The organism is Bradyrhizobium sp. 160 (genome assembly GCF_023073735.1).
In the GTDB taxonomy this organism is placed as follows: domain Bacteria; phylum Pseudomonadota; class Alphaproteobacteria; order Rhizobiales; family Xanthobacteraceae; genus Bradyrhizobium.
In genome coordinates, this window is sequence record NZ_JADPKD010000028.1 from 582,906 (window position 1) to 595,940 (window position 13,035).

General features: G+C 62.3%; 7 protein-coding genes. 6 read left to right on the forward strand and 1 reads right to left on the reverse strand.

Features of this window, described 5'->3' with window-relative positions; genetic code table 11:
* The 5 genes from IVA98_RS12305 (at position 1) to IVA98_RS12325 (ending at position 5,957) form a co-directional block, all read left to right on the forward strand.
* The gene (locus tag IVA98_RS12305) at positions 1-1,152 is read left to right on the forward strand and encodes a branched-chain amino acid ABC transporter permease (protein ID WP_247308052.1); all 1,152 of its coding nucleotides are present in this window, start codon (positions 1-3) and stop codon (positions 1,150-1,152) included.
* Entirely contained in the window at positions 1,149-1,907 is a 759-nt protein-coding gene (locus tag IVA98_RS12310; protein WP_247308053.1) for an ABC transporter ATP-binding protein, read from the forward strand. Before IVA98_RS12305 ends, IVA98_RS12310 begins: the two co-directional genes overlap by 4 nt.
* A 4-nt stretch (positions 1,908-1,911) precedes the next feature.
* A complete protein-coding gene (locus tag IVA98_RS12315) occupies positions 1,912-2,700 on the forward strand; it encodes an ABC transporter ATP-binding protein (RefSeq protein WP_247308055.1) in 789 nt (262 codons plus the stop codon).
* Positions 2,701-2,778: 78 nt separating this feature from the next.
* On the forward strand, positions 2,779-4,617 hold the full coding sequence (locus IVA98_RS12320; protein ID WP_247335263.1) for an AMP-dependent synthetase/ligase: 1,839 nt from the start codon (positions 2,779-2,781) through the stop codon (positions 4,615-4,617).
* Between the two features lie 140 nt (positions 4,618-4,757).
* Positions 4,758-5,957, forward strand: coding sequence for an ABC transporter substrate-binding protein (locus IVA98_RS12325; protein WP_247308060.1), 1,200 nt, complete (start codon positions 4,758-4,760; stop codon positions 5,955-5,957).
* A gap of 289 nt (positions 5,958-6,246) precedes the next feature.
* On the opposite strand, the gene IVA98_RS12330 is transcribed toward IVA98_RS12325, so the two are convergent.
* Entirely contained in the window at positions 6,247-6,978 is a 732-nt protein-coding gene (locus tag IVA98_RS12330) for a transglutaminase-like cysteine peptidase (protein ID WP_247308063.1), read from the reverse strand.
* Positions 6,979-7,594: 616 nt separating this feature from the next.
* Here IVA98_RS12330 and IVA98_RS12335 point away from each other — a divergent pair.
* Positions 7,595-12,997 carry a VCBS domain-containing protein gene (locus tag IVA98_RS12335; protein WP_524536368.1) on the forward strand — a complete coding sequence of 1,801 codons (5,403 nt, stop codon included), beginning with the start codon at positions 7,595-7,597 and terminating at the stop codon, positions 12,995-12,997.
* Positions 12,998-13,035: the final 38 nt, after the last annotated feature.

The window sequence follows — 13,035 nt, forward strand, 5'->3', positions numbered from 1 at the left end:
ATGCGCTTTCTGTTCAAGACCGATTATGAGGACGACATCAAGCTGTTTCCGCACTCGGGCTACGTCGCCACCTATGGCGTCCTGCTCGCACTGCTGCTGATCGCGCCGTATGTGCTCTCCAGCTACCTGATGAGCCAGCTCGTCTTCGTCTGCATCTATGCGACCGTCGGCGTGGCGCTGCTGATCCTGACCGGGTTTACCGGCCAGGCCTCGCTCGGGCACGCAGCGTTCCTCGCGATCGGGGCCTATACCGCGGCGTATTTGCAGAAATACAACGTGCCGTTCCCGGTCTACTTCCTCGCCGCAGGACTGCTGACCGGCATCATCGGCGCGATGGTCGGCTTTCCCGCCCTGCGCCTGACCGGCATCTATCTCGTCATCGCCACCATCTCCTTTGCCTTGATCGTCGAGGAGATCCTGGCGCGCTGGGAGAGCGTCACCAACGGCAATGAAGGCATGCGGGTCAAGACGCTATCGCTGCTCGGCGTCACGGTCCCGCGCGACAGCCCGACCTTCTATTACCTCTGCCTTGCCGTGCTGGTGCTGACCATCGTCGGCACGCTCAATCTGCTGCGCTCGCCGACAGGCCGCGCCTTTGTTGCGATCCGCGACTCCGAGACGGCGGCGCGCAGCATGGGCGTCAATGTTGCGCTCTACAAGGTGAAGTCCTTTGCGATCTCGGCGGCGATCACCGGTTTTGCCGGGGTGCTGTTCGCGCACAAGCTCTCGTTCATCTCGCCGGAGATGTTCACGCTGCAGCTCTCGATCGAGTTCATCATCGTGATCCTGATCGGCGGCGCCTTCAGCCTGCACGGCGCGGTTCTGGGCGCGATCTTTATCGTGATGATCGATCCGTTCCTGACCTATCTCAAGGACGACATGCCCGGCATGATCGCCGGCATCGCCGCGACATTTGGTGCGAGCTCGGCGACTGCGGGCAACATTCAGTCCAAGGTCGCAGCCTTCGCCTCGCTCAACGGCCTGAAAGGCGCGATCTACGGCATCATCATCGTGCTGTTCGTGCTGTTCGAGCCGCTCGGCCTCTACGGCCGCTGGCTCAAGATCAAGCTCTTCTTCCAGCTGTTCCCGCTCTACAAGCGCGCCACCTTCAAGCGGCAGAAGATCTACGTGAAATCGGAGCGCAACCGATGAGCTATTTCCGCGCTGAGAACCTGTCGCTGCACTTCGGCGGTCTCAAGGCGGTCGATGCGGTCTCGTTCGCGATCGAGAAAGGCGAGATCCTCTCCATCATCGGTCCCAACGGCGCCGGCAAGAGTTCGATCTTCAACCTGATCTCGCGGATTTACCGGCCGACCTCGGGCCGCATCTTCTTCGAGGACCAGGACATCACCGAACAGCCGCCCTACGACATCGCCAAGCTCGGTATTGCCCGCACCTTCCAGAACATCGAGCTGTTCGAGAACGCGACCGTGCTCTCCAATCTGCTGGTTGGACGCCACCGCCATTCCACCACGCAACTCTGGCAGGAGCTGCTGTTCCTGCCGAGCGTACGGGCCAACGAGAAGGTGCACCGCCGCCGGGTCGAGCAGGTGATCGAATTCCTCGATCTCGAACCCTATCGCGACAAGCTGATCTCGGGCCTTCCCTATGGCGTGCGCAAGGTCATCGAGCTGGCGCGCGCGCTGTGCTCGGAGCCGAAGCTGATCCTGCTGGATGAGCCGTCCTCCGGCCTCAATGTCGAGGAGACCGACGACATGTCGTTCTGGATCCGCGACATGAAAAACGAACTCGGCGTCACCGTGCTGATGGTCGAGCACGACATGTCGCTGGTCAACCGCGTTTCCGACCGCGTCATTGCCCTCAACTATGGCCGGGTGCTGGCGATGGGCTCGCCGGCCGAGGTGCAGCAGCACCCCGATGTCGTCGCCGCGTATCTGGGGGCCTGAGTCTATGGATGCGACCGCGACACCCGAGACCATCTTGAAACTCTCGAACATCGAGAGCTATTACGGGCCGATCATGGCGATCCGCGGCATCTCGCTGGAGGTACCGCGCGGCCGCATCGTCACGCTGCTCGGCGCCAATGGCGCCGGCAAGACCACGGTGCTGAAGACCATCTCCGGCATCCTCGATCCGCAGAAGGGCGCGATCGAGTTCATGGGCAAGCCGATCCAGCGCATGGAAGCCGACAGGATCGTGCGGCTCGGCCTCAGTCACGTGCCGGAGGGGCGCGAAGTCTTCCCGTTCCTCTCGGTGCGCGAGAACCTGATGATGGGCGCCTATCCGCGCCGGGACCGTGACGGCGTCGCGGAAGATCTGGAGCGCGTCTACGACTATTTCCCGCGCCTGAAGGAGCGCATCAACCAGCCGGCCGGTCAGCTCTCCGGCGGCGAGCAGCAGATGTTGGCGATCGGCCGCGCCCTGATGAACCGGCCGACGCTGCTCCTGCTCGACGAGCCCTCGCTCGGTCTATCGCCGCTGCTGGTGAAGGAGATCTTCACCATCATCCGCCGCGTCAACGAGGAGCAGGGCATGTCGATCCTGCTGGTCGAGCAGAACGCCAAGGTGGCGCTGGAGACCGCGCATGACGGCTATGTCCTGGAGATCGGCCGAATCGTGATGAACGACACCTGCGACCGCTTGATGCATTCCCAGGACATCCAGGAATTTTACCTTGGCGCCAAGGAAGTGGGCGCTAGAGGCGAACGGCGCTGGAAAAAGAAGAAAACGTGGCGTTAGATGGACGAGCCCCTCCGCAAGACATAGACCGCCGGCAAGGCAGGCGACGGAGGGGATCGCGACAAGGAGGAGAGGTGCATGGCCCGACCGGCGGTGCTGACGGTCGCTGATACGATCGCGAAGAGCTTCCTGCGCGCCGTCGAGACGCGGGGCGACAGGCCGGCGATCCGCGAGAAGAAGTTCGGCATCTGGCAGCCGACGAGCTGGCGCCAATGGCTGGATATCTCAAAAGAGGTCGCCTATGCGCTTCGCGCGATCGGCTTCTTGCCCGGCGACGTCGCCTCCATCATCGCCAATGCCGTGCCCGAATGGGTCCATGCCGACATGGGCATCCTGTGCGCCGGAGGCGTCTCCTCCGGGATCTATCCGACCGACGCATCCTCCCAGGTCGAATATCTCGTCAACGACTCCAGAACAAAGGTGATCTTCGTCGAGGACGAGGAGCAACTCGACAAGGTCCTCGCCTGCCGGGCGCGCTGTCCGACCTTGCAGAAGATCATCGTGTTCGACATGGAGGGCCTCGGCGGCTTCTCCGACGACATGGTGATGTCGCTCGACGAGTTCCGCGCGCTCGGCCGCAACCACATGGTCGGCCGCGAGACGCTGTGGCAGGAGATGATCGACAGCCGCGGCGCCAGCGATCTCGCAATCCTCGTCTACACGTCGGGCACGACAGGGCCGCCCAAAGGCGCGATGCATGCCAACCGCAGCGTGACGCATCAGATGCGGCACGCCAGCGACTTCATTCCCGCGCAAGAGGACGAGGACCGGCTGATCTTTCTGCCGCTCTGCCATGTCGCCGAGCGCGTCGGCGGCTATTACATCTCGGTCGCGCTCGGCTCGGTGATGAACTTTGCCGAGAGTGCGGAGACCGTGCCCGATAATTTGCGCGAGGTGCAGCCGACCGTTTTCCTCGCAGTGCCACGGATCTGGGAAAAATTCTATTCCGCCATCACCATCGCGCTGAAGGATGCGACGCCGCTTCAGCAATGGGTCTATCGCCGCGCCATCGGCATCGGCTACCGCATGGTCGATTGCCGGCTCGAGGGCAGGAGGCCGCCGCTGACGCTGCGCCTCGCCAACCGTCTCGCCTATCGCGTCGCTTTCCGCAACATTCGCCGCATGATTGGGCTCGACCGCTGCCGCATCGCCTTCACCGGCGCCGCGCCGATCGCCCCCGAACTGATCCGCTGGTATCTCGCGCTCGGCATCGACATGCACGAAGTCTATGGCCAGACCGAGAATTGCGGGGTTGCCACCATGATGCCGGCGGAGCGGATCAAGCTCGGCTCGGTCGGCACGGCCGTCCCCTGGGGGGAGGTCGCACTGTCGTCCGACGGCGAGATCCTGATCAAAGGTGACTTCCTGTTCATGGGTTACCTGAACCAGCCGGAGAAGACCGCCGAAACCATCGATTCTCGCGGCTGGCTGCACACCGGCGATGTTGGCACCATCGACAATGAAGGCTTCGTCCGCATCACCGACCGGATGAAGGACATCATCATCACCTCGGGCGGCAAGAACATCACGCCGTCTGAGATCGAGAACCAGCTCAAATTCTCGCCCTACATCTCGGATGCCGTGGTGATCGGCGACAAGCGGCCTTATCTCACCTGCCTCGTGATGATCGACCAGGAGAATGTCGAGAAATTTGCGCAGGACCACGACATCCCGTTCACCAATTACGCCAGCCTGTGCCGGGCGACGGAGATTCAGGACCTGATCTGGCGCGAGATCGAACGGGTCAACGGCAATTTTGCCCGCGTCGAGACCATCAAGAAGTTCTACCTGATCGAGCGCCAGCTCACCCCGGAAGACGAGGAACTGACGCCGACCATGAAGCTGAAGCGCGGCTTCGTGAACAAGCGCTACGCTGCCGAGATCGAGGGGATGTATCGCCAGCGTGCGGTAGCGTGACCCACATGCCCCCCGAAGAGTGGGAATCGGTTTTCCGACAGGGCGCATGTGCAGAAAAGAAAAGCCAGCCATTCGAGCAAGCGGAGGAGCGATGGCCCTCGCCCTTCGTCCAACACGGGCCTTTAGGAGAGGAGACGTCAATGTCGAAATCGTTCAGCGCGTTCGGCCTTGCTGTGAGTGTCGTAGTGCTCACCTGTCTGCCGGCCGCGGCGCAAACCAAGGTCACCAACGAAGGCATCTCGCCATCCGAGATCGTCATCGGCACTCACCAGGACCTGTCGGGACCGATCAAGGGTTGGGGCGTCCCGGTCGCAAACGGCATGAAGATGGCGACCGAGGAGATCAATGCGTCCGGCGGGATCAATGGCCGCAAGATTCGACTGGTCATCGAGGACAGCGGCTATGATCCGAAAAAGGCCGTGTTGGCGTCGCAAAAACTGATCGAGCGCGACAAGATCTTCGCGATGGTGGGGCCTATGGGATCACCGACGGTCCTCGCCGCGCAGGACATCCTCTTCGACGCCGGCGTACTGCAGCTCTTCCCGCTGACGGCGGCCGAGTTCACCTTCAAGTTCGATCCGGCCAAGCCGCAGGAGCGGTTGAAGTTCAACAACCTGTTGCCTTACGTCGAGAGCACGCGGGCCGCGCTGAAATTCATGATGGAGTGGAAGGGCTTCAAGAAGCCCTGCATCATGCATCAGGATGACGAGTACGGTAAGAACGTGCTCGACGGCTTCAACCAGCAGCTCACCGCGATGAAGGCTCAGCCGGCTTCGATCACGAGCTACAAGCGGGGCGCCTCCGACTTCAGCGCGCAGATCGCCAAGATGAAGTCCGACGGCTGCGACCTCGTCGTGCTCGGCACTGTGCTCCGCGAGACCATAGGAGCGATGACCGAAGCCAAGAAACTCGGCTGGGACGTCACCTTCCTCGGTGCCACGCCGACCAACGTGATGGAGGTGCCGATGCTCGGCAAGGAAGCCGTCGAAGGTCTCTACGCCGCCAGCGGCTTCGAGATTCCTTACGAGGACACCGCTAAGGGCAAGGTCAAGGACTGGCTGGTCAACTACAAGAAGATGTTTGGCACCGACGCCAACACGCAGGCGATCATCGGCTACAACGCGGTGATGACCTTTGCGTTCTACGCGGAGAAGGCGGGCAAGGATCTCACAGGTCAGAAGATGCTGGACGCGCTCGAATCGGGCGAGAAATTCCTCGACATCTTCAACTCGCCCCCGACCAAGTTCTCCAAGACCGACCACCTCGCCAACACCATCACTCAGGTACAGCAGGTCAAGGGCGGCCGCTGGGTGCTGGTGAAGGACAATCTGATGTTTTGATGCGCTCGCTCTGCCGCGCGAACGCTTCACCCTCTCCACTCGCCGGAGAGGGTGGCTTCGCGAATGCGACGTCGGTGAGGGGTTCTATCCTCACGAGCAGTCTTGCGAGCGGAGACAGAGCCGGCGCTTCGCGCCACCTTCTGCCGCAAGGGGAGAAGGAAGAAAGCGCGACCGGCTACGATCCCCACCCGCCGTCCCCGAATTCACCGGGGCCAGTTCGTCCTCCCTGCAACGGCAGCGGGCAGCGCCTTGCGCCGGCCCGTTGTCTTCATGCGCGCTACAAAGTCGATCACCGCGGCTCGGTGGCTGCGATCGAGAACCGCGCGGGTTCGTCGACATATTTCATCACGGCCGACTGGTAGAGCACGAACAGCGGCTGATAGCTCCGCGCAGCGTCGTCCTCGACCATTGCCATGCGGCGATTGTCGAGCATCAGCCAGTGGCCGTCGAGCCGCGCGGCGGCCACAGCATGCGCCTCGCCGGCGCGGGTGTCGCGCACCACGACGATGCGGAGGTCTTCAGCGGCAATGCCGGCGAGCCGCAGTGCGGCGAGCTTGGCAATAGCGTAGTCTTCGCAATCGCCGGCGCCGCGCTGGAAGGTCGCAAGCGGCGAGCTCCAGACGTCATCGGTGCCGTCATTGACGGCTCGGACGGCGAGGTTGATGGCGCGGTTGGCTTCGCCCAGCCGTGCACGGCCGTCGCGATCACGAGCCTGGTCGACGATGGCGAGCAGCTTCAGGGCCGCAGGCGATGCGCAATTGTCCCGATCGCCATCGCACAGCGCGAGCTGCACCATGTCGTCGTCGAGCTTGTCCTTCAGCGCGAGCCATTTCCGTTGCAGGCCGCCCGACGAGATGGCGAAGGCGAACACGCCGAACGGCTCGGCGGATTTGCGCACAAGGACGCCGGCGCCGGGCGATAGCAGCGTCCCGGCGCGAAGCTCAGCGGCCGATCCGAGCAGGACCAATCCGCACATGACAAGGATTGCGCGCCAAGCGCGCCAGCGAGCAGCGGTCTCCATCTGACATCCCCTTCCGGGCTTCGCGAGATCCCTCTCGATCTCGACGTGCCGGCTTCGTTGCTTTCGGGCAGATAGTGCGAGATGGGCCGTTTTGTTCTGCTTAACGCGCCCGGCAGGGGTCACAAAACCGGGGAACAGGCTGAAACGCGCCTGCTCATATTGCGTAAAATTTTACGGGCCGCAGGCGAGGGGGGACGCCACCGACGCGAAATGGAGCCAACTGCAAGTGATGGTTGTGCATTCGTGATTTCACGCGCTATGGCTAACGACTCGCTATTTCACGCGTTCTGTTAACTGGATCACAGATTTGGCTCCATATTTGCCCCAGTGTGCTGCCGGGCATCCGAATAAAAGCTGACACAAGTATTCCTTACCTATTCTATACTATAGAATACGTGGAGATCGACGAAATGAGCTCGGGCAGCTGAAAATTATACTTCCGAATGTTGCCGGTATTGCCGCGCGTCCTCCAGGAGACTTGGTTCGATGGGCCTCTGCGGCTTCGGTGACGCCAAATCACACAAGCAATAGATGGTTTCGCTAAGGAGTTGGTAATGCTATGCAAGCTTAGGCAGTCGATACTTACTTAGATTTTAACCCTTTTTACGGTGCGCGGTTGAACTACGCTGGCAAATTTGACGCCGCGATCTCCTTGGACGGCCCGGGTTCCCGTTTACCCGCCGATGTTCATGTCGATTTCTCTGCCGCCAAGCCCTTTATCGCAAAGGCACATGGCAATGTGCCCGATGGCGCGTTCGTTGTTCCTGACCCCAGGCTGATCTTCAACGGCGAGTTCAAGCGCGCAGGTCTCGACCTCGTGCTGTCCCATGAGGGTCGCGAGTTCGTCGTTCACGATTATTTCAGGGGCGACAAGCGGACAGCGATCGCCTCGCAAGACGGCGCCCATCTCACCGGCGACATCGTCAATACCCTCACGGGCCATGTACAATATGCGCAGGCTGCGCCCGGCACCGCAGCGGCCCAGGTCATCGGTCACGTCACAAAACTCTCCGGCAGCGCGACCGCGATCCGTAACGGCGTATCGGTCATCCTGAACAATGGCGACAATGTCGAGAAGGGCGACGTGGTCTCGACCGCCGCCGATTCGACGCTCGGCATCACCTTCATCGACGGCACCGTGTTCGGCCTGTCCTCCAATGCGCGGATGGTTCTGAACGAGATGGTCTACGACCCCAACGGGTCGAGCAATTCCTCGCTGCTGAGCCTGGTCGCGGGTACCATCACCTTCGTCGCCGGCGAGACCGCCAAGCACGGCGACATGAAGGTTGACACGCCGGTCGCCACGATGGGCATCCGCGGCACTGCGGTGCTGACCCAGATCAACTTCGTCGTCCCCGCCGGCGGGGGCGATCCGCAGCCGCAGGCGAGCTTCCAGGTGCTGGTCGAGCCGAACGGCACCACGGGCTCGTACATTCTGTTCGACAAGATCACGCTGCTGCCGATCGCGACGGTCAACCAGGCCGGCCAGATGATCCAGATCAGCGGCGGCAACGTCTCGATCACCAATGCGCTGATGTCGCCCGACGTGCAGAAGCTGATCACGGACGTGTTCACGCTGAAGTTCACCGACAACAACAGCAACACCAAGCTGACCACGAACTTCACCGACACGATCACGCAGACCAGCGACGGAATCTTGATCAAGACCCCGGCCGGCTACATCGTGACCGCGGTCTTCACGAACTTCAATCCGCAGGGACAGGAAGCCCCTAGCAACTCCACGCCCACGGCCACCCGTGTTCCCGGCCAGCCGCTGGTGCAAAGCCTCGATTCCAGTGGCAATGTGAAGACCGCGTTCGCGCTCACCGAGCGCGCGGACGCCACGGGCGACACAACGCATGCCGACACTGTCTCAGGCCGGATCACCTTCGTCGACCAAAACCTTGGCGACCGGCCGTCGGTGTCGGTGAGCCTCGCCGAGGCGCCGAACTACGTCTACAAGAACGCCGGCCAGCAGGACGTCACCGGCTCGCTCACCGCGCTCCAGAAGCAGGACATCGCGGCGACGCAGATCCAGATCAGTGTCGTCGCCGATGGCGGCAACACCAACAACGGCTCCGCGGTCTGGACCTACACGATCCCCGACAACGTTTTCGACTTCCTCGCGGCCGGTGAAACGCTGACGCTGACCTACATGGTTCGCGTCGATACCAATTTCGCGGTGAGTCCGGAGTCCAAGTTCATCCCGATCACCATCACGATCACCGGGACGAACGACAAGCCCGCCATCGCGACATCGGGTGGCACCGTCATCGAGAAGGTCGGGACCGGCAACCAGGCTCTGGACACCATCACGGGCACGGTCACCTTCACCGACGTCGATCTGACGGACCGGCCGATCGTGAGCGCGGCGCTCTCGTCGACCCAGCCGTTCAAATATCTCGATGCGGAAGGCAACGATATCACCGCGACGCTGACGCCGGAGCAACGCGCCGCGATCGCCGCCGTTGAGGTGCCGCTGACCGTGGTGCAGGGCGCGGGAAACAGTAACAACGGTTCGGCGATCTGGACCTACAGCGTTCCCGACCATCTCTTCGATTTCCTCGCCGAAGGCGAGACGCTGACCCTCAACTATGTCGTGCAGGTCGATGACGGGCACGGCGGTGTGGTCAGCACGCCGATCACCGTGTCCATCAACGGTGCGGACGTCAATGTCGAGGGCACCAACGACCTGCCGACGATCGTCGAAGACTCCACGATTCCAACCGGCGCGGTGATCGAGGACACGGCGGGGACGCTCGCGGCGAGCGGCACCATTGCCTTCAACGACCCCGATCTCACGGACACGCACACCGCGAGTTTCGCGCTGAAGTCGACGACGTCGAGCGCGCATCTACCCGGCTTCAGCGACGGCACCTCGCATGTCGGCACTTTCGCGCTTGCGGCGGTGAGCGAAAGTCCCGGCGTCAGCACGCGAGGTTCCGTGGGCTGGACCTTTACGCTCCACGATAGCGATCCGGTGCTCCAGTCGCTGGCCGAAGGCCAGACCATCACGCAGGTCTACACCGTTACGGTCGACGATCATCACGGCGGGACGGTCACCCAGGACGTCACGGTGACCATTACCGGGACCAACGATGCGCCGACCGTTACGAGCGATGCCGACGCGGCAAGGGGCAAAGTCATCGAGGACACGGGCCTGACGCTGTCGATCGGCGGCACGCTGGCGATCCAGGATCTGGACCTGATCGACACCCATACGGCGCAGGCGGTGTTCAAGTCCTCGTCCTCGAGTGCGCATCTGCCTGGCTTTGCTGAGGGCGCCACGAATATCGGCACCTTCACGATCGATCCTTCGGTGCTCGAATCCAACACCGACACCAACAATGGCGCCACGCTGGGTTGGCACTTCACGCTCGACAACGGCAATGCGATGCTGCAGTCGCTGGCGGAAGGGCAGACTATCACCCAGGCCTACACCGTCACCTTCACTGACGATCACAATGCGACGGTCACGCAGGACGTCACCGTCACCATCACGGGCGTCAACGACGCGCCGACCATCACCAGCGATGCCGCGGCGGCAACGGGCGCGGTCACCGAGGATGAGGGCTCGTCGCTGTCGGCATGCGGCACGCTGGCGATCCAGGACGTCGACCTGATCGACACCCATACGGCGCAGTGGTCGTTCAAATCGTCGTCCGTCAGCTCGGCTCTGGCGGGCTTCGGGACCGGTTCGCATATCGGCACTTTCTCGATCGATTCGTCGGTGGCTGAATCCAGTAGCGACACCGGCAACGCTGCGACGCTGGGCTGGCACTTCACCTTGGACAACAGCGATCCCGTGCTGCAGTCGCTGGCGGAGGGACAGACCGTCATCCAGGTCTACACCGTCACGTTCGACGATCATCACGGCGGCACCGTCAGCCAGGACGTTACCGTCACGATTACGGGCACCAACGATGCGCCGGCCGTTTCCTATGTGACGTCGAACTACATGAATTTCGACGGCGAGACGATCGCGGTTGGCGACGTGCCGACCGTCGCTACTGATGACGTCACGCTGGACGGTTGGGTGAATTGGAGCGGGGCCGCCCATCCCGGCGACGGCCAGATCCTGTTCTACAACGGCAACACCTCGACCACCGGTTTCGGTCTCCTCGGTACGGTCAACCACGATGGTACCCTGGAGCTGCAGATTCTTGCAGGCGGCGTCGATATCGAAGATACCGGCGTGGCGCTCACGGCGTCGCAGTGGCACAACATCGCGCTGACCCGCGACAACGGCACCTTCACGCTCTATCTGGATGGAAAGCTCGAATATTCGCAGTCATGGGCGTTCAATCCGATCGACGGCAGCCCGTCGAATCCGTCGGCGTCCTACATGATGATCGGTGCGGCCAGTCATGAATGCGGACCCGGCTATAAGGGGGAGGGCTTCACCGGCTCGATCGCCGATGTTAGCGTTTGGACCACCGCGCTCACGCAGACGCAGATCCAGTCGATCGATTTCACCGGTCTCACCGGCAACGAGGCGAATCTTGCCGCGTATTATCAGCTCGGCGACGGCAGCGGGACCATGGCCGCCAATACGGTCAACTCCGCCCACAGCCTCGCGATCGAGGGCACTGCGGCTTGGGCCAGCGGGACCTCCGGGCCGGGCGGCGCCGTTGCCGGTCTGATGGAAACCAACGCCGGCCAGCTCTCGCATGGCGTGCTGACGGTCTCCGACGTCGACGCGATCGACCACGTCACCGTGTCGGTCAGCCAGGTACAGGTCTCTCTCGACGGCGTGCCACAAACCGGCTGCGTCGGCGGGCTGTCGCATGCAGATCTTTTGAACTATCTCACCGTGCCGTCCCGCGACATCCTCGATGGCACGGCCACTTATGCCCAGTTCTCCTGGTGTTTTAATTCGGGTAGCCAGGCCTTCAACTTTCTCGCCGTCGGCCAGACTCTGTCGCTGCAATACACGATTGTTCCGTCGGATGCCGAGGGCGCTGGCACAGGCGCTATCGTCACAGTCAACATTGCCGGCAGCAACGATGCGCCGACGCTGTCCGATCTTCAGATCGGCCCGCTCACGGACACCGCCGAGGACGACACCTTCTCCAACCTCACCGGGCAACTGGCCGGCACCGACTCCGATAGCGGCGAGACGGCGACGCTGACCTTTGCCGTCTTGAACGCGGATCACCATGCCACGACGACGGTTGCGGGACTGTACGGTTCGCTCACGGTCAACCCGGACGGCAGCTACAGCTACGTTCCCAATGCAGGGGCCATCAACGCGCTGTCGGACGGGTCCTATGCAGATATTTTCACGGTCCAGACCACGGACGCGCATGGTGCCACCGGCACGGCAACGCTCACGGTAGACGTGATCGGCGCCGACGACGCCAGCGGCCCGGTTATCGACACCGATGCCGACGCTGCGACGGATGAGTTCCAGATCAGGACCGTAACTGCACATGATCCGGACAGCAGTGTCGCCCCGGGGGCGGCGTGCGGCTCTCTCGATGACATCAACTCGGCCCTCGCGGATGGGGTCACTTATGATCCGGGCCAAACGCCGCCGGACAACGATCAGATCACGCTGACGGTGAAGGACAAAACCACCGGCCTGTTCGATACCGTTCACTTCATCTTCAACGAGGCGGGCGACGCCAGGCACGGCATCATCCTGCAGGGCACCGACGGCAAGGACGTCATTTTCGCGACCGAGACGGGCGATACGTTGACCGGCGGCGGCGGCAAGGACCAGTTCGTGTTCTCGCCGGGTTCGATTGGTTATGGCCACGGACACCATACGGATTTCACGCACACCATTGCCGATTTCGCGATAGGTCTGGACAAGATCGATCTCCGCGAGTTCTCGGACATCAGCTCCATCGGCAATCTCACCATCGTCCAACAGTCTGAGGATACGTCGGCTGCGTGGCAACAACAGATCACTCATCGCGAGGGTCCATCGGTCACGGAGCACGAGTCGCTGCTGCTGAAGAACGTGATCGCGGCAAATCTCAAGGCCAGCGATTTCATCTTCCACATGACTTGATCGCCCCCCGGGGCTCCCGGCGCCGGCTCGCGGCCTGA

Coding starts and splice junctions, on each gene's coding strand:
- IVA98_RS12315 (WP_247308055.1), top strand. CDS start 1,912: ATGGATGCGACCGCGACACCCGAGACCATCTTGAAACTCTCGAACATC.
- IVA98_RS12305 (WP_247308052.1), top strand. CDS start 1: ATGCGCTTTCTGTTCAAGACCGATTATGAGGACGACATCAAGCTGTTT.
- IVA98_RS12320 (WP_247335263.1), top strand. CDS start 2,779: ATGGCCCGACCGGCGGTGCTGACGGTCGCTGATACGATCGCGAAGAGC.
- IVA98_RS12330 (WP_247308063.1), bottom strand. CDS start 6,978: ATGGAGACCGCTGCTCGCTGGCGCGCTTGGCGCGCAATCCTTGTCATG.
- IVA98_RS12325 (WP_247308060.1), top strand. CDS start 4,758: ATGTCGAAATCGTTCAGCGCGTTCGGCCTTGCTGTGAGTGTCGTAGTG.
- IVA98_RS12310 (WP_247308053.1), top strand. CDS start 1,149: ATGAGCTATTTCCGCGCTGAGAACCTGTCGCTGCACTTCGGCGGTCTC.